Genomic DNA, 23,613 nt, shown 5'->3' with positions numbered 1-23,613 from the left:
TCCCAGCGCCCCGAAGCCCACGGAGCCCACCCGCATGTTCCCGCCCGTCCACATCGCCGACATCGCCCAGCACGAGGGGAAGGAGGTCACCCTCCACGGCTGGCTGTACAACCGCCGCTCCTCCGGGAAGCTCCACTTCCTGCAGGTGCGCGACGGCACCGGCATCATCCAGTGCGTCGTGTTCAAGGGGAACGTGACGCCCGAGGTCTTCCACGAGGCAGACCACCTGCCCCAGGAGACGAGCCTCTCCGTCACCGGGCTCGTCAAGAAGGACGACCGCTCGCCGATCGGCTTCGAGCTCGACGTCCGCGAGCTGAAGATCGTCGCCCGCCCCGCGCAGGAGTACCCGATCGGACACAAGGAGCACGGCGTCGCGTTCCTCATGGAGCAGCGGCACCTCTGGCTCCGCTCGCAGCGCCAGCAGGTCATCCTCCGAGTGCGCCACACCGTCGAGAAGGCGATCCGCGACTTCTTCGACGCGCGCGGCTTCACCCTCGTCGACGCGCCGATCTTCACGCCGTCCGCCTGCGAGGGGACCTCCACGCTCTTCGAGGTCCCCTACTTCGATCTCGGCAAGGCGTTCCTGACGCAGTCCGGCCAGCTGTACATGGAGGCCGCGGCGATGGCGCTCGGGAAGGTCTACTGCTTCGGCCCGACCTTCCGCGCCGAGAAGTCGAAGACGCGCCGCCACCTGACCGAGTTCTGGATGGTCGAGCCGGAGGTCGCCTACATGGACCTCGACGGCGACATGCAACTCATGGAGGAGTTCGTCTCGCACGTGGTGCAGACGGCCCTCGCGAAGCACCGCAAGGAGCTCGAGACGGTCCTCGAGCGCGACGTCTCGAAGCTCGAGAACGTGAAGCCGCCGTTCCCGCGCATCACGTACACCGAGGCGGTCGAGGTGCTGCAGAAGGCCGGCCACCCGATGAAGTGGGGCGACGACATCGGCGGCGACGAGGAGACCGTCGTAGCGAAGCAGTTCGACCGCCCGGTGATGGTCCACCGCTACCCGGCGGAGATGAAGGCCTTCTACTTCAAGAAGGACCCGACGGATCCGAAGGTCGCGCTCGGCTGCGACGTGCTCGCGCCGGAGGGCTACGGCGAGATCATCGGCGGCGGCGAGCGCGAGAGCTCGCTCGAGACGCTCGAGGCGGCCATCGCGCAGCACCAGCTCCCGAAGGAGGCGTTCGAGTGGTACCTCGACCTCCGCCGCTACGGGACGGTGCCGCACGCCGGCTTCGGCATGGGCGTCGAGCGCTGCGTCGCGTGGATCTGCGGCCTTCACCACGTCCGCGAGACCATCCCGTTCGCGCGGATGATGGAGCGGATCACGCCGTGAGCCTGACCGCGCTTCGCGCGGAGGCTCACGGCCAGGATCGAACGGGGGGCGGCGCCCCCCCCCCCCCCCGCGGGGGGCCCCCCCCCCCCCGGGGGCCCCACCCCTGCTCGGCGGGGCCCGTGAACGGTCGCGCCCGCTTCGCGGGTTCGCGACCGTTCCCCGCCGGGAGGGCTTCGCCCTCCCCGCGCGTTGCGCGGGGCCCCTCCCCGGCTCCTCGCTCAAAAGGCTCCCGTCAGCGCGAGGCCGCGACCGAGGGGGGCGAGGGTGAGGCTTCCCGTGCCGCGGCGGGCGTGCAGGAGGGGCACGGCAGTGCCGACCGCGGCGCCCGCGGCGAAGCCGACCACCACGTCGCTCGGGAAGTGATGGCCTCCCCATACGCGCTCCACCGCCACGCTCGCGCCGGCGATCCCGGCGACGAGCCAGGGCCAGCGGCGCTCCCCGTAGCGCAGGCGCATCGTCCAGGCGGCGTCGGTGAGCGCCGCGACGGTCGTGCTCGTGTGGCCGGACCAGAAGGCGCGGTAGGAGCCCGGCTGCTTCAGGTACGCCGGCTCACCCTCGTAGGCGCGGGGGATGGGCCGCTGGGTGGTGTACTTCGCGAGCGCGTTCAGCGCGCCGTTCACGGCGAGCGTCTCCGCGAACACCGTCACGTCCTCGAAGAGCGCGCGGTTCCTCCCGAGCACGGCCCAGTCTGCGAGCGGCGGGCCGAGCATCGCGAGGTACACGGTCGCATCGCTCACGTGCGCCGCGGCGTCGTTGTGGAGGCCGATCGCCCATCGGTCGAGCCGGTTCACCTCGCCCCGGTCGCAGGGGCAGCGCATGTCGATGAGCTGGTCCTCGAGGAGCCAGGGCACGAGGTTCCCGAGCGCGGCGCCCGCGATGATCGCGCCGTCCACCACCGGATCGACGTGGAAGACCTCGCGCGGGGTCCCTCCCTCCGCCGCGGCGGAGGACGGCGTCGCGACGAACCCCGCGGCGACGAGCGCGCAGACCGCGGCCCTCCGCCCGCCCGTTCCGGATGCCATCCTCCCCTCCCCTGACCGCGCCGGCGCGGCCCCTCCAGATCATGGGGACGGCGAGCCGCCCGAGCCCGGAGAGGCCCCGCTCGCGGCGTCGTTCACGATGCGCGCGAGGTTCGCGTAGTCGCGATCGAAGTGGTGCCCGCCCTGGAGCACGACCCGGGCGACCCAGGGCAGGTCCACGAGGTGCGGGCACAGGCTGTCGCTCTCGTCCGCGCCCTGCAAGCACAGGAACCGCGTGGCGCCTCCCGAGGCGCGCACGGCTGCCTCGGTCGACGTCGCCGCGCTCCTCCGGACCGACGAGAACAGGTCCACCATGTGGACCTCGAACTCTGCGAAGGTCTGCGGACCGAGCATCGCGACGAGCTTCAGCGCGGCGCGCTGGTCTGGTGGGAGGCGCGTGGCGATGAAGGGCACGATGTCGGCGCCGCGTGAGTAGCCGATGAGGACGAGCTCGCTCCGGCCCCACGCGGCGCGGTAGTGCGCGAAGATCCGCGCGACGTCCGCCGCGGTCTCCTCGGGGGAGCGCCGCCGCCAGAAGTAGCGGAGCGAGTCGAGCCCGACCACCCCGACGCCGGCGTCCGAGAGCGCACGGCCCATCCCCTTGTCGAGCCCGACCCAGCCGCCGTCGCCCGTGAGGAGCACCGCGAGCCGCGGGCCGGGCTTCGCCGCAGGGACCTCGACGAGGGGGAGGTTCTTCACGTCGGGGCCCGCGGGGGCCGCCGCGGTCGCTTGCGGCGGGGGTGCGGCCGGGCTGGCCCCGGCTCCGGCCGGCGCCGTCGCACCCGGCGGCGTGGCGGGCGTTCCGGCTCCAGGCGCGGACTGCGCCGCCACCCCGGCGGCCTGCCCATGCGCCTCGATGCGCTCGAGCTCGGCCTCCGTGGCGGCGGCCCAGGTCGAGACCGGCACGAGCGAATGAGCGGCCTTCGGGAGGACCGTCACCGCGAGCGCCCGGCCGCGCCCGAACGCTTGCGCGCTCGCCGCCGGGCAGGCGCGGTCGTCCGCCCCGGCGACGATCGCGAGCGGCGCGCTCGGACGGGCGCCGTCAGCGGGCAGGTCGCCCTGGGGCGTGCTGCGCGGCGCTGGCCCCGCGCCCGCACAGAGCGGCACGCCGAGCGGCTTCTCGGCACACGGCGCGAGCGCGACCGCCCCCGCGAACGTGCCCTCGGGCGCCTGCGCCAGGGCGGCCCACACCGCCGCGGCGCCCTGCGAGTGCCCGACGAGGAACGGCCGCACGTACTCCTCGAGCCCGAGCTCCTTCTCGACGTGCTGCGCGAGCGACTCCAGGTCCCCCGCAGGGTAGGCGCAGTGGCGCGCGCGGTGGCGCGCGAGGTAGCCCGGGGTGTCGACCGCGAGCACCAGCGAGCCGCCGGCGGCGAGCGCGTCCGCGAGCGCCTGAAGCTCATGATCGTCCCCGCCCTCGCCGGAGAGGAGGATCACGGCGCGCCGAGGCCTGCCCTCCGGCGCGCTGACGTGGACGGTCCCGATGCCCCGCAGCTCGAGGGTGCGTGAGGACGGCGGGCTGGCCGCCGGCCGTGACGCTGGCGCGCCCGCTCCGAGCAGCACGGCGAGGACGAGCGGGATCATCGGGACACCACGCCTTTCAGCCCGCGCGAGACGAGCGCCGCCACGTTCGTGAGCACGAGCGGCAGCCGGAAGCCTCCCGGCGCGGCCAGGAAGCGCGGTCGCCACTCCGGGGCGAACTTCTCCTTGTACTGACGCAGTCCCTGGAAGTTGTAGAAATACTCGCCGTGGCGGTAGAGGCGGGCCCCGAGCCGCATCCAGAGCGGCGCGAGCATCCGATCCTCGAGCCCAGAGAACGGCGCCATCCCCAGGTTGAACGCCTCGTAGCCCTGGGCGCGTCCCCAGCGCATGAGCGACACGAAGAGGAAGTCCATGGTCGAGCGCGGCGCATCGGCGACGTGGCGCATGAGGTCCACCGACAGCTCCGCCCTGGCCGTCCCCGCCCAGACGTTCGCGAAGGCGACGGGGCGGCCGTCGAGGAGCGCGAGCGCGACCGGACCCTCCCGCAGATAGCGCTCGTCGAAGTAGCCGAGCGAGAAGCCCTTCTCCCGCGTGCTCCGGTCGGCGAGCCACGCGGCGGAGATGCGCCGGAGCTCGGGGAGCAAGGGGGGGACGCGCTCCGCCGGGACGAGCTCGAACGAGAGCCCGTCGCGCTCGGCGCGGCTGAACGCCTGGCGCAGCGGTCTCCGCTCCGGACCATCCAGCGAGAACGTGGGAAGCGGCACGATCGCCTCCTCGCCGAGCCGGTAGATCGCGAGGCCGAGGTCGAGGTAGCGCGGCAGCGCGCCCGGGCCGACCTGGTAGAAGCAGGCCCGGCCGCCGTGCCGATCCGAGAGCTCCCGGAAGCGCCACGCGAGCTCCGTCGCCGCGCGCTTCGAGCCGATGGGGTCGCCCATCGAGCACCAGGTCCGCCCCTCCACCGCGTACATGAGGAACGACGCCCCGTCCTCGCCGAAGAGGATCGGCTTGTCGCCGAGCAGCGCGAGGTGCGCGGTCGAGTCCTCCGCCCCGTCCACGATCGGACGGAGCCGCGCGAGCTCCGCCTCACCCGGCGGCGCGGGCTCGGGCGGCGTGGGGTGCATGAGCCGCACGACGCCATAGAGGACGACGGCGCAGACGCCGACCACCGAGGCGCGGAGGAAGCGCGGGGCGTCGGCGTGGAAGGCGAAGTCGAACCAGAGGTCGCGCGAGTAGTCCACGTGGCGGTACGAGAAGAAGCCGATCCAGATCGAGGCGGCGATGACGACGAGCACCGCGGAGATCCAGCCCGCGGACAGCGGCACGTCGAGGAGCGCGCTGCGCCGGTAGAACTGCCTCCGGAACGGCAAGAGCGCGAGGAGGAGCGCCGTGAGCAGCGACGCCTCCTCCCAGTCGAGCCCCTTCGCGAGCGAGGCGACCGCGCCCGTCGCGAGGAGCGCGACGGCGAGCACCCACGCTCCGTCGAGGCGGCGAGCGAGCGCGCGGCCGAGCAGGAGGAGCGCCGTGCCGACGAGGCTGCCGATGAGGTGCGACCCCTCGAGGAGCGCGAGCGGCACGGTGCGCCGCAGGAGGTGGAGCCGCTCGGCCTCGGCGGGCGTCGCGCCCGACACGAGCAGCACCGCGCCCGCGATCATGCTCCCCGCGGCCGCGAGCCAGGGGACGACGGGCGCGAACGAGGCGTGCGCGCCCCGCAGCACGCGGCCCAGGCGCTCGCGCCGGACGACGATCTCGTTCACCGCGAGGAGCGCGAAGGCGAGGACGAAGGGCCCGAGATAGTAGATGAGCCGGTACGCGACGAGGCTCGACAGCACCTGCGGCGCGGGCACCGCGGGCGTGAGCGCCGCGAGCACGATCGCGTCGAACACGCCCACGCCGCCGGGGAGCTGGGAGGCGAGCCCCGCCACCTGCGCCGCGACGAACAGCCCGACGAGCCCGGCGAGCGAGAGCGGCGACGTCGAGGGCAGGAGCAGGTGCAGGACGACCGCGGCCAGCACCCAGTCCGCCGCGGACACCGCCACCTGGGCGGCGGCGAGCGGCAGCGAGGGCAGCCGCACCACGGTCCCGCGGATCCCGAGCTCACGCCGGCGCGCCGCGAGCACGAGGTACACACCGGTGATCGCCAGCGCCGCGACGCCAAGAACGCGCGCGACGGCCGGCGGGAGCGGCACCGGGGCCCCGGAGAGGAGCGCGATCCCGAGGAGCGGGAAGAGCCCCGCCCAGAGCTGGGCCGCGGTGAAGCCCACCACCTTCGCGATCTCCGCCGGGGCGAGGCCCCACTGGGAGTAGAGCCGGAACCGCACCGAGCTCGAGGACAGGAGCGCGAAGCCCACGTTGTTCCCGAACGCGTAGGCGATGAACGAGGTGAACGCCACGCGCCCGTACGGGAGCCGGCGGCCGGCGTAGCGCAGCGCGAGGAGATCGTACGCACCCAGCAGCAGGTAGTCGGCGAGCGTGACCGCGGCGGCGGCCGCGACGGCCGCGCGCGGCAGCGCCGAGAGCCCGCGCTCGACGTCCCGGAGGTGGAACCCGCGCAACTCCGCGTGGAGCGACCACGCCGCCGCCGCGAGGAGCAGCGGCGGGAGCACCCCCGCAGCGATCCGGCCCACGCGCTCGCGCATCTGTCCGTGCCATGTCGGAGCGGCCCCGCCTGGCCCGCCCATGCGCGCATCCATCACAGGATGACACTGGGTATTCGCGCGCCCTTCAACATCCGCGTCGGGGCGTGCGGCGTCGGAGTCACGCTTCCCGGCTGGCGGTCGAGCTCGGGAAGGGCACCTCACGCCTGCCTGGGCGGCGCGACGTCAGCGCAGGACGCCGCCCACGTGCGGCAGCGCGCGCGCGCGCCGCGGCATCTCGACCCGCGAGGGCGGGGCGATGACCTCGACCTCGACCGCGAGCGTGTTGCGCGCCGTGGAGAGCTCCCGCTGGAGCTGGCGCGCGTCGCCGAGGAGCACCTGCCGCCGCACGGGCCGCGAGAGGCTCGCCTCGAGCCAGAGCCGGGCCGCGAGCGCGGCGTCGCCGCCGGCGAGCGGGGGCATGGCGACGGCGAACGCCTCGCTGCCGGCCCGGGCGAGCGCCTCGAGCCCGCCGCGCGCGGCTTGCAGGAACGCCTCGGGCGCGAGCGGGACCTCCGGCAGCCCGAAGCAGAACAGCCGCCCCGGCGCCATCCGGCCCCCGGTGGGCAGGAGGAGCGCCTCGCCGCGGCCGGCGTGGAACAGCTCGTTCCGGATCGTGCGCGAGATGGCGCCGCACATGCGCCAGTCGATGAAGCCCGCGAGCCCCTGCAGCGGCCGCTCCGGCCCGACGAAGACGCCGACGGCGTCCACGTCGAGCGCGTCGATCGCCGGGAGCCCCAGGTCCGCCACCTCGATCTTCAGCGCCACGCCGATCCCTTCTCCTACCGGTCTGCCCGGCGCCGCTCGGGCGGGAGCCCGGCGGCAATCTTGTCGAGGACGCCGTTCACGAACGCGCCCGAGCTCTCGGAGCCGTACTTCTTGCCGAGCTCGATGGCCTCGTTGATGGCCACCTTGATCGGCACGTCCGTCTCGAGGAGCTCGTACACCGCGAGCCGCAGCACGTTCCGGTCCACCTTCGCCATGCGATCGAGTCGCCAGTGGGTCGAGACCCGCTCGATGGCGTCGTCGAGGGTCCGGCGGTGCGCGGCCACCCCGCGCACGAACCCCTCGGCGAGCTCCATCACCTCGCGCTCCACCGGCTCGAAGCTCTTCCAGAACCGCGCGAGCGCGTCATCGATGCCCTCGGCGGCGACGTCGATCTGGTACAGCGCCTGCAACGCGCGTTCGCGCGCCCTCGTCCGCTTCAGCGACACGTTCACTCCGTCCGGCGCGGCGACGGGACCTTCCCCGTCTCCCGCAGCACGTTCGCCTGCTCGATGGCCGCGACGGCCGCCTCGGCGCCCTTGTTTCCGGCCTTCACGCCGGCGCGCTCGAGCGCCTGCTCCATGGTGTCGCAGGTGAGGATCCCCATCGAGACCGCGCACTCCGCCTCGAGCGCGACCTGCGCGACGCCCTTCGTCGCCTCGCCGGCCACGTACTCGAAGTGCGGCGTGCCGCCCCGGATCACCGCGCCGAGCGCGACGACCGCGTCGTAGCGTCCGCTCCGCGCGATGCGCCGGAGCAGCGCCGACAGCTCGAACGTCCCAGGACAGCGGAACACGTCGATGTCGCCGTCCTTCACGCCGTGGCGCCGGAGCGCGTCGGCCGCGCCGAGCAGCAGCTGCTCGGTGACGAGCGAGTTGAACCGCGCGACCACGATCCCGACCTTCAGGCCGGTCGCGACGAGCGAGCCCTCGTAGAAGTTCATCGCTTCCTTCCTTTCGCGCGGGACGCCGTCTTCCGCGCCGGCGCCGGCGGCGCGAGCGTGAGGAGGTGGCCCATCTTGTCCCGCTTGGTGATGAGGTACGCGCGGTTGCGGCGAGTGGCGGGCATCTCGATGGGCACGCGCTCCAGGACCTCGAGGCCGTAGCCCTCGAGCCCGATGATCTTCTTCGGGTTGTTCGTGAGCAGCCGCATCTTCCGCACGCCGAGGTCGCGGAGGATCTGCGCGCCGATGCCGTAGTCGCGCAGGTCCGGCTTGAAGCCGAGCCGCACGTTCGCCTCGGCGGTGTCGTACCCCTCGTCCTGGAGGTTGTAGGCCTTGAGCTTGTTCGCGAGCCCGATCCCGCGCCCCTCCTGGTCGAGGTAGAGCAGGACGCCCTTCCCGGCGCGCTCGATCTGGCGCAGGGCCGCCTGGAGCTGCGGGCCGCAGTCGCAGCGCTCGCTCCCGAACACGTCGCCGGTGAGGCACTTCGAGTGCACGCGCACGAGCACCGCCTCGCCCGGGCGCCACTTCCCCTTCACGAGCGCGACGTGCTGGTGCCGGTCGACGTCGTTCTCGTACGCGACCGCCCGGAACTCGCCGTACTCGGTCGGGAGCGGCGCGTCCGCGGCCCGCCGGACGAGCGTGTCCTTCAGCATCCGGTAGGAGATGAGGTCCGCGACCGAGACGATGGGCAGATCGTGCTCGGCGGAGAGCTTCTCGAGCTCGGGCATCCGCGCCATCGTGCCGTCGTCGTTCATCACCTCGCAGATGACGCCCGCGGGCTTCATCCCCGCGAGCCGGGCGAGATCCACGGAGCCCTCGGTCTGGCCGGCGCGGACGAGGACGCCGCCCTTGCGCGCGCGCAGCGGGAAGACGTGACCGGGCCGGGCGAGGTCCTCGGGGCGCGCGTCGTCGCGCACCGCGGTGAGGATCGTGTGGGCCCGGTCCTTCGCGCTGATCCCGGTGGAGACGCCCTCCTTCGCCTCGATCGACACCGTGAACGCCGTACCGAACGAGGAGGAGTTCGCGCTCTCGTCCACCATGAGCGGGAGGCGCAGGGCGCGGACCTTCTCCTCCGTGAGCGACAGGCAGATGAGCCCGCGCCCGTACTTCGCCATGAAGTTCACGGCGGCGGGCGTGGCCTTCTCCGCGGCCATGCAGAGATCGCCCTCGTTCTCGCGGTCCTCGTCGTCGGTGAGGATCACCAGCTTGCCCGCGCGGATGTGGGCGATCGCCCGCTCCACTCGCTCCACGGCGTGCGCCGCGTGGTCCTTCACTGTCCGCTCCCCGTGCCGTAGCCCCAGCGCGCGAGGTCGGCCGCGCTGGGCCCCTCGAACTCGCGCAGCCGCGCGACGTGCCGCGCGATGACGTCCGCCTCCAGGTTCACCTTCGTCCCCGGCCCCGCCTCGCCGAGCGTCGTGCGCGCGAGCGTCTCGGGGATGAGGGCAACCTCGAACCGGTCGCGCGACACCGCCGCGACCGTGAGCGACACCCCGTCCACCGCGATGGAGCCCTTCTCCGCCACGAGCGGCGCGATGGCCGGGGGCAGCGAGATCGTGAGCCGCGCCCCCTGCCCCTCCGGCCGGCGCTGCAGGACCTCGCCCACGGCGTCGACGTGCCCCTGCACGAGGTGCCCGCCGAGCCGCTCGCCCACCGCGAGCGCGCGCTCGAGGTTCAGGGTCGTGCCGGGGCGCCACCCGCCGAGCGTCGTCCGCGCGAGCGTCTCGGGGACGGCGTCGAACGACACGCGGCCGGCGCCGCGCTCGACCACGGTGAGGCACGCGCCCGAGCAGGCGATGCTCTCGCCGAGCACGAGCGCGTCGACGGGAAGCGACCGCGGACGGACGGTCAGGCGAGCGCCGCCCTGCCGGGGCAGGATGGCCTCCACAACGCCTAAGTCCGCGACGAGACCGGTGAACATTCGCGGCGAATCCTAGCCCCGCCGGGGGTTTTTCGCCAACAGGCCACGCGGGCCACGGCGCGAGGGGATCCCGGTCACGAGCACGTCGTCTCCCACCCGCTCGACCCGGACCTCGGCGAGCGACAGCGCGTCCGCCATCCGCGCCGGCCCGCGCCCTGCGACGAGCGGGATGCCGTCGCCGCCGGCGATCTTCGGGGCGACGAAGATCGCGACGCGATCGACGAGGCCATCCTCGAGGAAGCGCGCGTGGACCCGCGCCCCGCCCTCGACGAGCAGGTGCGTCACCCCGCGCGCGGCGAGCCGGGCGAGCAGGTCCTTGAGGTCGATCCCGCCCGCGCCCCGCTTGCAGCGGAGGAGCTCGACGTTGCGGCCGAGCTCGCGGGTGCGCGACGACGCGTGCGCGACGAGGGTCTTTGCAGCGGAGCGCTGCCGGAAGAGGTTCAGGTCCCTGGGGAGGGAGAGATCGGTGTCGAGCACCACGCGGAGCGGATCGCGGCCGCGCCCGCCCGCGAGGCGCGTCGTGAGGCGGGGGTCGTCCGCGCGGGCGGTCCCGCTCCCCACCAGCACCGCGTCGACCCGGTCGCGCAGCCGGTGCACCCAGTGCCGCGCAGCCTCGCCCGTCACCCAGCGCGCGTCGCCCGTCCGCGTCGCGATCTTGCCGTCGAGCGTGACCGCCGCCTTGAGCGTCACGTGCGGGCGCCGCTCGGTGATGTAGGTGAACCAGTGCGCGTTGAGCTCGTCGCAGGCGTCCCGGAGCACGCCGTCCACGACCTCGACGCCGGCCGCCCGGAGGCGCGCGATCCCCTTCCCGTTCACGAGGGGGTTGGGGTCCGCCGAGCCGACGACGACGCGGCGGACGCCCGCCTCGATCACCGCGACCGAGCAGGGCGGCGTACGGCCGAAGTGGTCGCACGGCTCGAGGGTCGTGTAGAGGTCGGCGCCGCGCGCGCGCGCGCCGGCGGCGCGGAGCACGACCACCTCGGCGTGCGGACCGCCCGCCCGGGAGTGATGGCCGCGGGCGACGACCCGGCCGTTCTTCACGAGCACGGCGCCGACGGCCGGGTTCGGGCTCGTTCGACCGAGCCCCTTCTCCGCCTCGCGCAGCGCGACGCCCATGAAGCGCTCGGCCTCCTCGCGATCGAAGCGGGCGGCGCGCGCGGCGGGGCGGGGGGCGCGGCGCGCCGGCGTCCGGCGGCCGCCGGCGGCGACCCGGCTCATCGCGTCCCCTCTCCTCCCGGCTTGGAGCCCGGCTCCCTGCGGGCGAGCCCCTCGAGCTCCGTCATGAACTCCCCGACGTCGCGGAACGCGCGGTACACCGACGCGAACCGGACGTAAGCCACCTCGTCGAGCTTCCGCAGGCGCTGCATCACCGCCTCGCCGATCGCGACGGTGCGGATCTCGCGCTCGCCGAGCTCCTGGACCTGGCGCTCGACGCCCGCGACGAGCGCCTCGATCTGCTCCGCGGAGACCGGGCGCTTCTGGCACGCCCGCGAGACGCCCTCGACGATCTTCTTGCGGTCGAAGGGCTCGCGCCGGCCGTCCTTCTTCACGACGTGCGGCAGGATCTCCTCGATCCGCTCGTAGGTCGTGAACCGCCGGGCGCACCCCAGGCATTCCCGCCGGCGCCGGGTCGCCTGCCCCTCCTGCGCCTCGCGCGAGTCGACGACCCGATCCTCGAGGTGTCCGCACCATGGGCAGCGCATCGGCGTCTCCGCGGGCACCGCGCGGCTCGCCGCGACCGGCCGCCCGCGCGGGGAACCCTACGAACGGTCCTGGTACATCGGGAACTGCGCGCAGAGCGCGCGCACGTCGCCGCGCACCGCGGCGAGCACCTTCTCGTCGGCGGGCGCGTCGAGCACGCGGCCGATGAGCGCGGCCACGGTCGTCATCTCGCCCGGGCCCATCCCGCGGGTCGTGAGCGCGGGGGTGCCGACGCGGATGCCCGAGGTCGTCATCGGCTTCTCGGGATCCCACGGGATCATGTTCTTGTTCACGGTGATCCCGGCCTTGCCGAGCGCCTCCTCGCCGATCTTGCCGGTGAGCTTCTTCGGGCGGAGGTCGACGAGCATGAGGTGGTTGTCGGTGCCGCCGGAGACGAGCCGCAGGCCCGCCTTCTTGAGCCCCTCCGCGAGCGCCTGCGCGTTGTCGAGGATGCGCCGCTGGTACTCCTTGAAGCTCGGCTGCAGCGCCTCGTGGAACGCGACCGCCTTCGCGGCGATGACGTGCTCGAGCGGCCCGCCCTGGATGCCCGGGAAGATCTGCGAGTTGAGGGTCTTCGCGTGCGCCTCGCGGGTCAGGATGAGCCCGCCGCGCGGGCCGCGCAGCGTCTTGTGCGTCGTGGAGGTGACGATCTCGGCGTGCGGGACCGGGCTCGGGTGGAGCCCCGCCGCGACGAGCCCCGCGATGTGGGCCATGTCCACCACCATCGCCGCGCCGACCTCGCGGGCGATCTCGGCGAACCGGTCGAAGTGGAGCGTGCGCGGGTAGGCGCTCGCGCCGACCATGAGGACCTTGGGCCGGTGCTCGCGGGCGAGGCGCGCGACCTCGTCCATGTCGATCGTCTCGTCCCCCTGCCTGAGGCCGTAGGGGACGATCTTGAAGAGCTTGCCGGAGAAGTTCACCGGCGAGCCGTGGGTGAGGTGCCCGCCGAAGTTGAGGCTCATCGCGAGGACGGTGTCCCCGGGCACGGCGAGCGCGAAGTACGCCGCCATGTTGGCCTGCGAGCCCGAGTGCGGCTGGACGTTCGCGTGATCGGCGCCGAAGAGCTGCTTCGCGCGGTCGATGGCGAGCTGCTCGACCTTGTCGACGACCTCGCAGCCGCCGTAGTAGCGCTTGCCGGGGTACCCCTCGGCGTACTTGTTCGTGAGGGTCGACCCCATCGCCTCCATCACCGCGGGCGAGACGAAGTTCTCGCTCGCGATGAGCTCGAGCCCCTCCGCCTGGCGGCGGGTCTCTTCGCGGATGAGCTGCGCGATCTGCGGATCGGCCTCGGCCAGGGGCTTCGTCGGCATCATCTGAAAGATCTCCTCGGGCGAGCGGCGTACATACCGCCCCGCTGCCTACTTTTCCATGTCCTTCAGCTTCTGGACGCGCCGCTCGTGGCGGCCGCCCTCGAAGCGCGTCTCGAGGAAAGCCTTCACGATCGCGGCGCCGAGCCCGAGGCCGACGACCCGCTCCCCGACGCAGAGGACGTTCGCGTCGTTGTGGAGCCGCGCCATGCGCGCCTCGTACTCCGAGGCGCAGTGCGCCGCGCGCGCCCCCTTGACCTTGTTCGCCGCGATCGACATCCCGATGCCGGTGCCGCACACGAGGATCCCGAGCCGCGCGCCGCCCGACGACACCGCCTCGGCGACCCGCCGCGCGTAGTCCGGGTAGTCGACGCTTTCGCCGGAGAACGGGCCGAGGTCCTCGACCTCGTACCCCGCCTCGCGGGCCACCTTCACGGCCTCGGCGCGGAGCGAAAGCCCTGCGTGGTCCGAACCCGCGATCACACGTTCCGCCATGGAGTCCTCCGGAAGGGGCGGCATTCTTCCACGACCGACCGCCCGCCGTCGCCCCCTCTCGTCGGGGCGGGGCTGCCGCCGGGCGCTCGCTCGCCCGACGGCAATCCGCAGGGAGGGGCCCCGTCGCGGAGCGACGGAGAGGGACGCCAGTCCCCCCGTTCGATCACTACACGCGCTTGAAGAGCAGCACCGCGTTGGTGCCGCCGAACCCGAAGGAGTTCGACATCGCGTAGTCGATCCGGGCCTCGCGCGCGTGGTTCGGGATGACGTCGAGCGCGCACTGCGGATCCTGCTGCTCGACGTTGATCGTCGGCGGCAGGACGCCCCGCGCGATCGCGAGCACGGACACCACGGCCTCGAGCCCGCCGGCCGCGCCGAGCAGGTGCCCCGTCATCGACTTCGTCGACGACACCATGAGGCCCTTCTTCGCGTGCTCGCCGAACACCTTCGAGATCGCCTGGCACTCCGCGACGTCGCCCTGCGGCGTCGAGGTGCCGTGCGTGTTCACGTAGCCCACCTGGTCGGGGGAGATCCCGGCGTCGCCGAGCGCCATGCGCATCGCGCGCTGGCCGCCCTCGCCCTCGGGGGCGGGCGAGGTGATGTGGTTCGCGTCGGCGCTCGCGCCGTAGCCCACCACCTCGGCGTAGATCCGCGCGCCGCGGCGCCGGGCGTGCTCGTACTCCTCCAGGATGAGGAGGCCCGAGCCCTCGCCGGCGACGAAGCCGTCGCGGTCCTTGTCGAAGGGCCGGCTCGCCTTCTCCGGGGCGTCGTTGCGCTCGGACAGCGCGCGGGCCGCGCAGAACCCGCCGATGCCGAGCGGGGTGATGGTCGCCTCGCAGCCGCCGGTGATCATCACGTCGGCGAGGCCGCGCTCGATGTAGAGCGTCGCGTCGCCGATCGAGTGGTTGCCGGTCGCGCAGGCGGACACGGGCGAGAAGTTCGGACCCTTCATCCCGTACTTCAGGCTGATCTGCCCGGGCGCGAGGTTGATGATGAGGCTCGGGATGAAGAAGGGCCCGATCTTCCGGACGCCCTTCTCGAGGAAGATCTTGTGCTCCTCCTCGATGGTGCCGAGGCCGCCGATGCCGGCGCCGACGATGGCGCCGAACCGCTCGGGGTCCTCCTTCGCCATGTCGAGGCCGGCGTCCTTCATCGCCATGTCGGCCGCGGCGAGCGCGAACTGGATGAAGCGGTCGTTGCGCCGCGCCTCCTTGCGATCCATGAACTTCGTCGGATCGAAGCCCTTCACCTCGCCCGCGATGCGGGTGGGGAAGGTGGACGCGTCGAACAGGGTGATCGGTCCGATGCCGCTCTTCCCCGCGACGAGCGCGGCCCACGACTCGTCAACCCCGATGCCGACGGGGGAGACGAGACCGAGCCCGGTGACGACGACACGGCGCCTGGTCATGCTGTTCACCTCGATAGAGAAACTTGAGCTGCGCCCCGGGCGCGGAGGCCCGGGGTCCCCGGCCTGCCTCTACTTCTTGTGCGTCGTGATGTAGTTCACCGCGTCCTGGACGGTCTTGATGTTCTCCGCCTCCTCGTCCGGGATCTCGACCTCGAACTCCTCCTCCATCGCCATGACGAGCTCGACGATGTCGAGCGAGTCGGCGCCGAGGTCCTCGATGAAGCTCGAGGTGATCTTGATCTCGTCCTCGCCGACGCCCAGCTGGTCCGCGATGATGTTCTTCACCTTCTGCTCGACGTTCGCCGTGGTCATGTTCCGTCCTCCTGGTTGTGATGCCGTTGAAGAGCCGCGCCCTCGTGGCGAGGCTACATGTACATGCCGCCGTTGACCCGCAGGACCTCACCGGTCACGTACGACGCCAGATCGCTCGCGAGGAAGGCGACCGCGTTCGCGACGTCCTCCGCGGTCCCGAGCCGCGCGAGCGGGATGAGCTCCTGCAACTTCGTCTTCGCGGCCTCCGGCAGCGCCGCGGTCATGTCCGTCTCGATGTAGCCCGGCGCCACCGCGTTCACGCGGACGTTGCGCGAGGCGAGCTCGCGCGCGACGGACTTCGTGAGCCCGATGAGCCCGGCCTTCGTCGCCGCGTAGGCGGCCTGGCCGGCGTTGCCCATCTCGCCGACCACCGAGGTGAGGTTGACGATCGCCCCGCCGCGCGCCTTCATCATCGGCCGCGTGACGGCGCGGGTGAGGTTGAACGCGCCGGTGAGGTTCACCTGGAGCTGCCGGTTCCAGTCCTCGTCCTTGACGCGCATGACGAGCTGGTCCACCGCGATGCCCGCGTTGTTCACGAGCACGTGCAGCCCGCCGAGGTCCGCGACCACGTCCTCGACCGCCTGGTTGCACGCGGCGGGATCGGCGACGTCGAACCGGTAGAGCTTCGCCCTCGGCGCGCCCGCCCGCTGGACGAGCTCGAGCGCCTCGGCCGCGGCGGCCTCGTTGCCGGCGTAGTTGAGCGCCACGCTCGCGCCGCCCTTCGCGAGCGCGACGGCGATGGCGCGGCCGATGCCGCGCGAGGCGCCCGTGACGAGCGCGGTCTTCCCGGTGAAGTCGAACATCCCCTCTCCTCTCACGCCTGCAGCGCGGCGAGCGTCTTCTCGAGCGACGCGCCGTCCTCGACGTTCCACACCTCGAGGGACTTGTCGATGCGCTTCGCCAGGCCGGAGAGGACCTTCCCCGGGCCGACCTCGACGATGCGGGTGACGCCCTGCCGCGCCAGCTCCTCGACGCACTCGATCCAGCGCACCGGCGCGGTCACCTGCTCGACGAGCAGCGGCACGACGCGCGCCGCCTCCGCGTTCGGCTTCGCCTCGACGTTCGTCACCACCGGGCAGCGCGGCGCCGCCCAGGGGATCGCCCGCAGCACCGGCTCGAGCCGCGCCTTCACGGGCGCCATGAGCGCGGAGTGGAAGGGGGCGGACACGGGGAGCGGCAGCACGCGCTTCGCCCCCGCCTCCTTGAGGCGCACGCCGGCCTTCTCCACCGCGCCCGCGGCGCCGGCGATGACGGTCTGGGCGGGCTCGTTGTAGTTCGCGGGCGAGACGACCTCGCCCGTCTCGGCGGCCACCGCGGCGCAGATCTCCCGCACCTTCGCCGGGTCGAGGCCGAGGACCGCGCTCATCGCGCCCTGCCCCGCCGGCACCGCCTCCTGCATGAACGTGCCGCGCGCGCGGACCGCCGTCGCGGCCTCGGCGGCGCCGCACGCGCCCGCCGCCACGAGCGCGGAGTACTCGCCGAGCGAGTGCCCCGCCACGAGGTCGGGCGCGATCCCCCGCGCCGCGAGCACCGCCGCCGCCGCCGCCGAGACGGTCAGGATCGAGGGCTGGGTGTTGGCGGTGAGGCGGAGCCGATCCTCCGGTCCCTCGAAGCAGAGCGCGGAGAGCCGCTCGCCGAGCGCGGCGTCGACCGCCTCGAACACGGCGCGCGCCTCCGGGAACCGGTCGTGGAGATCCTTCCCCATGCCCACGGCCTGCGACCCCTGGCCGGGAAAGACGAACGCGAGCTTGCCCATCTTCGTGCGGTCTCCTCGCCTACCACCGGACGACGCTGGCGCCCCACGCCATGCCGCCGCCGATCGCCATCATCAGGATCACGTCGCCGGTCTTGAACCAGCCGGCGCGGTTCGCCTCGTCGAACGTCATGGGGACGCTGGCCGCCGAGGTGTTGCCGTACTTCTCGAGGTTCATCCAGCACTTCGAGGCGGGGATCTCGAGCCGCGAGAGGGTCGCGTCCAGGATCCGCTTGTTGGCCTGGTGCGCGATGACGTAGGTCACGTCGTCGGTGGTGAGCTGCTCGGCGGCGAGCACCTCGCGGCAGCTGTCCTCGAGCGCGCGCACCGCGATCTTGAACACCTCGCGGCCGTTCATCTTCACGAAGTGCGACTTCTCGCGGAGGACCTTCTCCGAGATGGGGTCGCGCGACCCGCCGCCCGGCTGGAGCAGGATCGGCACGAGCGAGCCGTCGGTGTGGAGGCGGGTCGTGAGGATGCCGCGCTTCGGATCGTCGCTCGGCTTCAGCACCATGGCGCCCGCGCCGTCGCCGAAGAGGATGCAGGTGTTGCGGTCCGTCCAGTCGGTGATGCGCGTGAGCGTGTCGGCGCCGACGACGAGCGCGTTCTTCACGGCGCCGCTCGCGACGAACCGGTCGGCGACCGAGAGCGCGTAGAGCGAGCCCGCGCAGGCGGCGGACAGGTCGAACGCGAACGCCTTCTTGTTGCCGAGCCGCCCCTGGAGCACCGCCGCCGTGGACGGGAACGGGTAGTCGGGCGTCACCGTGCCGAGGATGATCGCCTCGACGTCCTTGGGATCGAGCGCGGCGGCCTCGAGCGCGCGGATCGCCGCCTTCACCGCGAGGTCGCTCGTCGCCTCCTCGGGCGCCGCGATGTGCCGCTCCCGGATGCCGGTCCGCTCGACGATCCAGTCGTCGCTCGTCTGGACCATCTTCTCGAGGTCCCGGTTCGTGAGGACCTTATCGGGCGTGTAGGAGCCGGTGCCGGCGATGTACGAGCGCATCTCTACCTTTCGGATCAGGCGTCGTGCGACGAGGCGCGGCGCGGAGGGGTGGACGCCTTCTCGACGCGCGCGGCGGCCCCTTCGAGGAGCGCCTCCGCGGGCGCGACCGCGCGGGCGATCTCGTCGGTGAAGTGGGTGCGGGCCGCGTCGCGGGCGCGGCGGATGGCGTTCTCGATGGCCAGGGCGTCGGAGCGGCCGTGGGAGATGAAGCCGACGCCGTTCACGCCCACGAGCGGCGCGCCCCCCACCTCGCGCCAGTCGAGGCGCTTCTTCATCCCGTCGAGCGCGGTCTTCGAGAGGAGGCCGCCGAGGGTCGATACCGCCGTCGAGCGGAGCGCGCGCTTCAGGTACTCGCCGACGACCTTGGCGGTGCCCTCCATGGTCTTCAGCGCGACGTTGCCGGTGAAGCCGTCGGTGACGATGACGTCCACCTCGCCGGTGAGGAGGTCGCGCCCCTCGCAGTAGCCGACGAACTGGATGGGCGCGTGCCGGAGCGCCGCCGCGGCGGCGCGGGTGAGGTCGGTGCCCTTCGAGTCCTCCTCGCCGTTCGCGAGGACGGCGACCTTCGGGCGGGCCACGCCGACCACGCGCCGCGCGTAGACCTCGCCCATGAGCGCGAACTGCACGAGGTGGATGGGCTTGCAGTCCACCACCGCGCCCATGTCGAGCAGGATCGAGGCGCCCTTCAGCGCGGGCAGGACCGAGATGATCGCCGGCCGCTCCACGCCTTCCGGCCGGCCGAGCACGAGGATCGCGCCCGCCATCACCGCGCCGGAGTTACCCGCCGACACCATCGCGCTCGCCTTGCCCGCCTTCACGAGCTCGAAGCAGACGCGGATGGAGTTGTCGCGCTTGCGGCGCATCGCCTGGCCGGGGTGGTCGTGCATCTCGACCACCTCGCCTGCGTGGTGCACCTCGATCGGCAGCGCCTGCCCAGCGCGGTGGCGAGCGAGCTCCTCACGCACGCGCGCCTCGGGGCCGACCAGGATGACGGCCAGCCCCTTACGCGCTGCGTTAATGGCACCTTGTACGATCGCGCCCGGGGCGTGGTCGCCCCCCATCGCATCCACGGCGACGGGCGCGATCTTCTCGACCATCGGGGCTTACGTCGCCTCGGTGATCTGCTCGCCCTTGTACGTCCCGCAGGCCGGGCAGGCGCGGTGCGAGAGCACGGGCTCCTTGCACTTCGGGCACTTCGTGACGTTCGCGACCTGGATCTTGAAGTTGGCCGCGCGACGACGGTCGCGCCGCATGCTGCTCGTACGCTTCTTCGGGACACCCACGGCGTGCTCCTTTGGCTTCTCGTGCGACCGCTTAAAGCTTCACGTTCTTGAGACCCGCCCAGCGCGGATCCGGAACGTGGCGATCGCAGCCGCACTCGCGATCGTTCAGATTGGCCCCGCACACGGGGCAGAGTCCCTTGCAGCCCTCGCCGCACACCGGATAGCCCGGCAGCGCGAGGAGGAGCTGCTCGCGGAGGATCGGGTCGAGCTCGATGACCTTGCCCGAGTACGTGTCCTCCTCCGCCTGGTCCAGCGCGAAGCTCCCGGCGGTCGGGCCGGTGTTCGAGTCCTTCGCGTCGCGCGCCTCGTCGCCGTACTCGTTCGACGGGACGAGCGTGACCTCGAAGTCGACCGGGACGTCGATGGAGATGGGGCCGAGGCAGCGGCCGCACGCCGCCGAGAGCTCGGCCTTCGCGTGCCCGTCGATGCGGACGCGCCGCTCGATCTTGTCGAGCTTCGCCTCCACGTGCGCAGGGCCACGCGCGCGATATCCCGCGCGTTCTCCCGCCACCATCTCGTCGACCTGCTCGCGGGTCACGTCCCAGCTCCGCCGGAGTCCGGCCTCCTTGATTTCGTCAATGTTGACGCGCATTTACAATGCTTCCTGAGACCAAAAAAGGGCCTCATTATAGGGGTCGATCAGGCGAAGTCAAGGCGCGCCGGGCCACGCCGCGCACCGTTCGCCGCCCCTTCTCGCCCGAAGGAGACGTCGTACTTAACCCCCGCGCGAGCCTTCTTCATCGCGGCGCGCGGGTCGATCCTCCGGGCGGGAGCCCGTGATCAGGGCTTCACGAGGCCGCGTGCGACGGCGAGGAGGGCCGCCTCGGCCTTCGTGGAAACGTCCATCTTCTCGTAGATCCGCTTCACGTAGGTCTGGACCGTGCCCTCGGCGATCCCCAGCGCCTGCGCCACGTCGGCGTAGGTGTGGCCGTGCACGAGGAGCTGGAGGACCTCGAGCTCCCGCTTCGAGAGCGCCGGGCCGTCCTTCGCCTTCTGGTCCGGCGGATCGCCGCGCAGCTCCGAGAGCAGCACCTTCGCGGCGCGCGGGCTGATCGGCGCGGCGTCGCCGGTCAGCACGTCCTCGACCGCGCGCGCGAGCTCGGCGGCGTGGAAGGGCTTCAGGATGTAGCCCGCCGCGCCCGCGCGCATCGCGTTGAGCACGCGAGCGGGGATGTCGACGGCCGTGAGCGCGATGCAGGCGGTCTTGGGGAGCTCGTGGCGAATCGTCGCGATCACGTCCTCGCCGCTCATCTTGGGGAGGCCCAGGTCGACGAGCGCCACGTCGGGCTTCTCCCGCCTGGCGAGCGCCACCCCGTCCTCTCCGGTCGCCGCGGTGCCGCAGACCTCGAAGCCGTGCGATGTGAGGACCTGCGCGATGAGCCTCGAGACCGCCTCGTCGTCCTCGACCGCGATCGCCCGGATAGCCATGCTCCCCCACCTTCGCGCGGAGGTGGAATGCTCCACCGTCCGGAAATCGGTCCATCAGTAGCAGCCCGGCGCGCAGGGGGTCAAGAAACCCACCCCCCCGCCGAGATGGCACCCTGGGGACCCATTGCCCACCCGTCCGCACACGGAAGTACCTGTTACCAAATGGAAATCTCCGCCGAGCTGTGTCAGGTTGCTCGCCTGGTCGTCCAGGAGGCTTTCATGCGAAGCGGACACGCTCGGCTCGGGCTGCTCGTCGCTGCCCTCACTTCAATCATGCTCGCCTGCAGCTCGGGCAGCAGCGGCGGCGGTACCTCGTGCAAGGGACTCGACGCCGCCTGCACGGCTCCATCCGACTGCTGCTCCGGCTCGACGTGCGGCGGCGCCGGCGTCTGCGTGCCGGACTCGTGCGCGCCGGACGGCAACACGTGCGCAACGCCGAGCGACTGCTGCTCGGGCGCGTGTCCGGGCGGTGTCTGCGGCCCGCTCGCCCAGTGCAACCCGCTCGGAGAGACGTGCACGGGCGCCGGAGATTGTTGCTCGAACCACTGCGCGTCCGGCCTGTGCGTCGAATCTTCGACCGAGTGCATCCCGCTGGCGGCGGCGTGCGCGAGCGCGACCGAGTGCTGCTCCGGAACCTGCACGAACGGTAAATGTGCCCAGCCTCCTGTCGCCGCCTGTCACCAGGGCGGCGAGACCTGCGCCGATGACACGGCCTGCTGCTCCGGCGTGTGCGCCTCGGGCCAGTGCACCTCCTCCAAGTTCTGCAAGGCGCCCGACGCGGCCTGCGCGGCCGACGGCGAGTGCTGCTCCCTGAAGTGCGTGGGCGGCACCTGCGACGGCACGACGTGCGTGCAGGCGGGATCCCCCGCCGCGAGCGCCTCGCAGTGCTGCTCCAAGACGCTGGGCACCGACGGGACGTGCACCGCCCTCGGGTCGGGCGGCACGAGCTACACGTGCCGCACGCTGGCCGAGGCGTGCACGAGCAGCCTCGACTGCTGCTCGCGCAACTGCCAGGGCGGCACGTGCATCCCGGCGTACACCTGCCACGCTCCGGGCGACATCTGCACGCGCGGCGACGACTGCTGCTCGGGCATGTGCAGCGCCTCGGGCGGCGCTGCGGGGCGGTGCGTCCCGCCGGCGGGCGGCTGCACCCAGGACGGCGTCCCGTGTGACGGCCCCACGAACTGCTGCACGCGACGCTGCGTCGACCTCGGGAGCGGCACGACGGTGTGCCAGCCCGCCGGCGGCTGCCGCATGACGGGTGACTTCTGCGACTCGACGGGCTCGTGCTGCGGCGGGTCCGATCCGACCGCACCCGGGACCGTCACGAGCCCCTACGGCGTCTATTGCGACGGGCTGGGGACCGGGCCGGGCGGCACCGGCAAGAACCCCGCCGCGCCCGAGTTCGACACGAGTTCGAAGAACGACCGCACGTGCACGAACGGCACGAGCTGCAATCCGCCGGGCAACATCTGCGGCGCCTTCGGTGACAACGCCTCGCAGAACTGCTGCGTCCCGGGCGACTTCACCGGCAGCGGCAAGATCGTCTGCAAGCTCGACATGAACGCGATCCCGCGCTGCTTCGGCTCTCCGCCGGGCGGTGGCACCGGGACGAACTGCCCGGATGGCTACGACGGGTCGAACCCGCTCTGCTGCATCGACCCCGGCGCCGTCTGCCAGTTCCGCGACCAGTGCTGCGGCGGCGCCCCGTGCACGCCGGACGCCCAGGGCGTGCTGCGCTGCGCGGAGCCGGCCACCTCGTGCAAGCCGCGCGGGACCGCGTGCACCGGCACGGGTGACACGAGCTGCTGCGAGGGAACCACCTGCCAGTTCATCGCGGAGATCGGCAACGTCTGCACGGACTCCACGGGCAACGGCGGCCAGTGCGTGACGACCGGCGGCGGGTGCACGAGCACCGGCCAGTGCTGCTCCGGGGCCACCTGCGATCAGGGCACGTGCAGCATCTGCCGCCCGGTCGATACGTCCTGCACGGTCGACGCGGACTGCTGCAGCGGGCTCGCCTGCGACGTCCCCTCCGGCCAGACGAGCGGCACGTGCAAGGTGCCCTACAGCGAGCCGACGTGCTCGGGCTCGGGTCAGTCGTGCAACGCCGACGGGGACTGCTGCAACGCGCCGAACGAGGTCTGCACCGCAGGCCTGTGCGCCCCGCCCGCTCCGTCGTGCGGGGGCGTCATGCAGCCGTGCTCGCCGACCCTGGCGTGCTGCACGGGCCTGACCTGCAACGCGACGTCGAGCGTCTGCGAGGAGCTCGCCTGCCAGGCGACGGGGACGGCGTGCACGACGCAGAACCCGCTCTGCTGCGAGACGGGCGCTTCGTGCCGCGTCACCTCGAACCCGTCGCAGGCGTGCGTGGACGGCACGAGCTGCTCGTGCGTGAACCCCTCGGTGTGCGCGCCGCTCGACGCGGCGTGTACTCCGACCGCGGGCTGCTGCAATGGCGTCTGCGTGAACAGCGCGAACAAGACGCAGCGCTGCGACCCGACGACCGGCATGAACTGCGTCTGCGCGCCGATCGGCTAGCGACGCACAGGAATCGGTAGGCCAGGCGGCCGCTCGCGCTCCGGCGCGGGCGGCCGTTGTCTTTGGGGGATCGGCTCCGGGCTCGATGGACCGCTCGCCCTTCGACACAGGATCAGGGCGAGCGGGCTCGACGAATGAACGGCTCGCGGCGTCGAGGTCGAGGTCGAGGTCGAGGTCGAGGTCGAGGTCGAGGTCGAGGTCGAGGTCGAGGTCGAGGTCGAGGTCGAGGTCGAGGTCGAGGTCGAGGTCGAGGTCGAGGTCGAGGTCGAGGTCGAGGTCGAGG

General features: G+C 72.6%; 23 protein-coding genes. 2 read left to right on the top strand and 21 right to left on the bottom strand.

The genetic code is table 11. The features are described 5' to 3' along the window. Positions 1-34 precede the first annotated feature (34 nt). Positions 35-1,339: an asparagine--tRNA ligase gene (gene asnS / locus MNY62_RS17900; RefSeq protein WP_242345559.1), complete on the top strand. Its 1,305-nt coding sequence runs from the start codon at positions 35-37 to the stop codon at positions 1,337-1,339. Between the two features lie 218 nt (positions 1,340-1,557). Here the strand turns inward: asnS and MNY62_RS17895 are convergent, their stop codons facing one another. The 21 genes from MNY62_RS17895 to MNY62_RS17795 form a co-directional block, all read right to left on the bottom strand. Beyond that, positions 1,558-2,361: a phosphatase PAP2 family protein gene (locus tag MNY62_RS17895; protein WP_242345558.1), complete on the bottom strand. Its 804-nt coding sequence runs from the start codon at positions 2,359-2,361 to the stop codon at positions 1,558-1,560. A 39-nt stretch (positions 2,362-2,400) separates the two neighbouring features. Further along, the gene (locus tag MNY62_RS17890) at positions 2,401-3,942 is read right to left on the bottom strand and encodes an AcvB/VirJ family lysyl-phosphatidylglycerol hydrolase (protein ID WP_242345557.1); all 1,542 of its coding nucleotides are present in this window, start codon (positions 3,940-3,942) and stop codon (positions 2,401-2,403) included. Further along, positions 3,939-6,476, bottom strand: coding sequence for a bifunctional lysylphosphatidylglycerol flippase/synthetase MprF (mprF, locus tag MNY62_RS17885; RefSeq protein ID WP_242345556.1), 2,538 nt, complete (start codon positions 6,474-6,476; stop codon positions 3,939-3,941). The genes MNY62_RS17890 and mprF overlap by 4 nt, the downstream gene beginning before the upstream one ends. A 183-nt stretch (positions 6,477-6,659) precedes the next feature. After that, positions 6,660-7,241: a macro domain-containing protein gene (locus MNY62_RS17880; protein WP_242345555.1), complete on the bottom strand. Its 582-nt coding sequence runs from the start codon at positions 7,239-7,241 to the stop codon at positions 6,660-6,662. Positions 7,242-7,255: 14 nt separating this feature from the next. Beyond that, positions 7,256-7,687, bottom strand: a complete 432-nt coding sequence (gene nusB / locus MNY62_RS17875; protein ID WP_242345554.1) for a transcription antitermination factor NusB — start codon at positions 7,685-7,687, stop codon at positions 7,256-7,258. 2 nt (positions 7,688-7,689) lie between these two features. Next, a complete protein-coding gene (ribH, locus tag MNY62_RS17870; RefSeq protein WP_242345553.1) occupies positions 7,690-8,181 on the bottom strand; it encodes a 6,7-dimethyl-8-ribityllumazine synthase in 492 nt (163 codons plus the stop codon). Beyond that, a complete protein-coding gene (locus tag MNY62_RS17865; RefSeq protein ID WP_242345552.1) occupies positions 8,178-9,455 on the bottom strand; it encodes a bifunctional 3,4-dihydroxy-2-butanone-4-phosphate synthase/GTP cyclohydrolase II in 1,278 nt (425 codons plus the stop codon). The genes ribH and MNY62_RS17865 overlap by 4 nt, the downstream gene beginning before the upstream one ends. Further along, positions 9,452-10,099, bottom strand: a complete 648-nt coding sequence (locus tag MNY62_RS17860; protein WP_242345551.1) for a riboflavin synthase — start codon at positions 10,097-10,099, stop codon at positions 9,452-9,454. The genes MNY62_RS17865 and MNY62_RS17860 overlap by 4 nt, the downstream gene beginning before the upstream one ends. Positions 10,100-10,111: 12 nt before the next feature. Beyond that, positions 10,112-11,317 carry a bifunctional diaminohydroxyphosphoribosylaminopyrimidine deaminase/5-amino-6-(5-phosphoribosylamino)uracil reductase RibD gene (ribD, locus tag MNY62_RS17855; protein ID WP_242345550.1) on the bottom strand — a complete coding sequence of 402 codons (1,206 nt, stop codon included), beginning with the start codon at positions 11,315-11,317 and terminating at the stop codon, positions 10,112-10,114. Next, positions 11,314-11,802 (bottom strand): transcriptional regulator NrdR, encoded by a 489-nt coding sequence (gene nrdR / locus MNY62_RS17850; RefSeq protein ID WP_242345549.1) that lies wholly within the window; start codon positions 11,800-11,802, stop codon positions 11,314-11,316. The genes ribD and nrdR overlap by 4 nt, the downstream gene beginning before the upstream one ends. Positions 11,803-11,859: 57 nt before the next feature. Next, on the bottom strand, positions 11,860-13,113 hold the full coding sequence (locus MNY62_RS17845; protein ID WP_242345548.1) for a serine hydroxymethyltransferase: 1,254 nt from the start codon (positions 13,111-13,113) through the stop codon (positions 11,860-11,862). 45 nt (positions 13,114-13,158) lie between these two features. After that, a complete protein-coding gene (rpiB, locus tag MNY62_RS17840) occupies positions 13,159-13,602 on the bottom strand; it encodes a ribose 5-phosphate isomerase B (protein WP_242345547.1) in 444 nt (147 codons plus the stop codon). Positions 13,603-13,768: 166 nt separating this feature from the next. After that, a complete protein-coding gene (gene fabF / locus MNY62_RS17835; RefSeq protein WP_242345546.1) occupies positions 13,769-15,010 on the bottom strand; it encodes a beta-ketoacyl-ACP synthase II in 1,242 nt (413 codons plus the stop codon). Positions 15,011-15,079: 69 nt separating this feature from the next. After that, a complete protein-coding gene (gene acpP, locus MNY62_RS17830; RefSeq protein WP_012097538.1) occupies positions 15,080-15,322 on the bottom strand; it encodes an acyl carrier protein in 243 nt (80 codons plus the stop codon). Between the two features lie 53 nt (positions 15,323-15,375). Beyond that, positions 15,376-16,125, bottom strand: coding sequence for a 3-oxoacyl-[acyl-carrier-protein] reductase (gene fabG, locus MNY62_RS17825; protein WP_242345545.1), 750 nt, complete (start codon positions 16,123-16,125; stop codon positions 15,376-15,378). Between the two features lie 11 nt (positions 16,126-16,136). Further along, positions 16,137-17,078: an ACP S-malonyltransferase gene (gene fabD / locus MNY62_RS17820; protein WP_242345544.1), complete on the bottom strand. Its 942-nt coding sequence runs from the start codon at positions 17,076-17,078 to the stop codon at positions 16,137-16,139. A 19-nt stretch (positions 17,079-17,097) separates the two neighbouring features. Then, entirely contained in the window at positions 17,098-18,078 is a 981-nt protein-coding gene (locus tag MNY62_RS17815; protein ID WP_242345543.1) for a beta-ketoacyl-ACP synthase III, read from the bottom strand. A gap of 14 nt (positions 18,079-18,092) precedes the next feature. Then, the gene (gene plsX, locus MNY62_RS17810; RefSeq protein ID WP_242345542.1) at positions 18,093-19,175 is read right to left on the bottom strand and encodes a phosphate acyltransferase PlsX; all 1,083 of its coding nucleotides are present in this window, start codon (positions 19,173-19,175) and stop codon (positions 18,093-18,095) included. 6 nt (positions 19,176-19,181) lie between these two features. Beyond that, a complete protein-coding gene (gene rpmF, locus MNY62_RS17805; protein WP_242345541.1) occupies positions 19,182-19,361 on the bottom strand; it encodes a 50S ribosomal protein L32 in 180 nt (59 codons plus the stop codon). A 31-nt stretch (positions 19,362-19,392) separates the two neighbouring features. Further along, positions 19,393-19,953 carry a YceD family protein gene (locus MNY62_RS17800; RefSeq protein WP_242345540.1) on the bottom strand — a complete coding sequence of 187 codons (561 nt, stop codon included), beginning with the start codon at positions 19,951-19,953 and terminating at the stop codon, positions 19,393-19,395. Positions 19,954-20,141: 188 nt separating this feature from the next. Next, positions 20,142-20,789: a response regulator gene (locus MNY62_RS17795; protein WP_242345539.1), complete on the bottom strand. Its 648-nt coding sequence runs from the start codon at positions 20,787-20,789 to the stop codon at positions 20,142-20,144. 219 nt (positions 20,790-21,008) lie between these two features. On the opposite strand from MNY62_RS17795, the gene MNY62_RS17790 reads away from it, so the two are divergent. Next, positions 21,009-23,330, top strand: coding sequence for a hypothetical protein (locus MNY62_RS17790; RefSeq protein WP_242345577.1), 2,322 nt, complete (start codon positions 21,009-21,011; stop codon positions 23,328-23,330). The last annotated feature ends 283 nt before the right edge of the window (positions 23,331-23,613 follow it).

The sequence above is a fragment of the Anaeromyxobacter terrae genome (genome assembly GCF_022690685.1).
GTDB lineage: Bacteria > Myxococcota > Myxococcia > Myxococcales > Anaeromyxobacteraceae > Anaeromyxobacter > Anaeromyxobacter terrae.
The sequence above is the reverse complement of the archived record's forward strand: the minus strand, read 5'-3'. Positions and strand labels throughout refer to the sequence as shown.

What these genes read in the sequence shown, in the direction of transcription:
- acpP (WP_012097538.1), bottom strand. Translation starts at nt 15,322, where the DNA reads ATGACCACGGCGAACGTCGAGCAGAAGGTGAAGAACATCATCGCGGAC.
- mprF (WP_242345556.1), bottom strand. Translation starts at nt 6,476, where the DNA reads ATGCGCGAGCGCGTGGGCCGGATCGCTGCGGGGGTGCTCCCGCCGCTG.
- MNY62_RS17860 (WP_242345551.1), bottom strand. Translation starts at nt 10,099, where the DNA reads ATGTTCACCGGTCTCGTCGCGGACTTAGGCGTTGTGGAGGCCATCCTG.
- asnS (WP_242345559.1), top strand. Translation starts at nt 35, where the DNA reads ATGTTCCCGCCCGTCCACATCGCCGACATCGCCCAGCACGAGGGGAAG.
- ribD (WP_242345550.1), bottom strand. Translation starts at nt 11,317, where the DNA reads ATGAGCCGGGTCGCCGCCGGCGGCCGCCGGACGCCGGCGCGCCGCGCC.
- plsX (WP_242345542.1), bottom strand. Translation starts at nt 19,175, where the DNA reads ATGGTCGAGAAGATCGCGCCCGTCGCCGTGGATGCGATGGGGGGCGAC.
- MNY62_RS17800 (WP_242345540.1), bottom strand. Translation starts at nt 19,953, where the DNA reads ATGCGCGTCAACATTGACGAAATCAAGGAGGCCGGACTCCGGCGGAGC.
- fabF (WP_242345546.1), bottom strand. Translation starts at nt 15,010, where the DNA reads ATGACCAGGCGCCGTGTCGTCGTCACCGGGCTCGGTCTCGTCTCCCCC.
- ribH (WP_242345553.1), bottom strand. Translation starts at nt 8,181, where the DNA reads ATGAACTTCTACGAGGGCTCGCTCGTCGCGACCGGCCTGAAGGTCGGG.
- MNY62_RS17895 (WP_242345558.1), bottom strand. Translation starts at nt 2,361, where the DNA reads ATGGCATCCGGAACGGGCGGGCGGAGGGCCGCGGTCTGCGCGCTCGTC.
- MNY62_RS17845 (WP_242345548.1), bottom strand. Translation starts at nt 13,113, where the DNA reads ATGATGCCGACGAAGCCCCTGGCCGAGGCCGATCCGCAGATCGCGCAG.
- MNY62_RS17815 (WP_242345543.1), bottom strand. Translation starts at nt 18,078, where the DNA reads ATGCGCTCGTACATCGCCGGCACCGGCTCCTACACGCCCGATAAGGTC.
- nrdR (WP_242345549.1), bottom strand. Translation starts at nt 11,802, where the DNA reads ATGCGCTGCCCATGGTGCGGACACCTCGAGGATCGGGTCGTCGACTCG.
- MNY62_RS17890 (WP_242345557.1), bottom strand. Translation starts at nt 3,942, where the DNA reads ATGATCCCGCTCGTCCTCGCCGTGCTGCTCGGAGCGGGCGCGCCAGCG.
- fabD (WP_242345544.1), bottom strand. Translation starts at nt 17,078, where the DNA reads ATGGGCAAGCTCGCGTTCGTCTTTCCCGGCCAGGGGTCGCAGGCCGTG.
- fabG (WP_242345545.1), bottom strand. Translation starts at nt 16,125, where the DNA reads ATGTTCGACTTCACCGGGAAGACCGCGCTCGTCACGGGCGCCTCGCGC.
- MNY62_RS17790 (WP_242345577.1), top strand. Translation starts at nt 21,009, where the DNA reads ATGCGAAGCGGACACGCTCGGCTCGGGCTGCTCGTCGCTGCCCTCACT.
- rpiB (WP_242345547.1), bottom strand. Translation starts at nt 13,602, where the DNA reads ATGGCGGAACGTGTGATCGCGGGTTCGGACCACGCAGGGCTTTCGCTC.
- MNY62_RS17795 (WP_242345539.1), bottom strand. Translation starts at nt 20,789, where the DNA reads ATGGCTATCCGGGCGATCGCGGTCGAGGACGACGAGGCGGTCTCGAGG.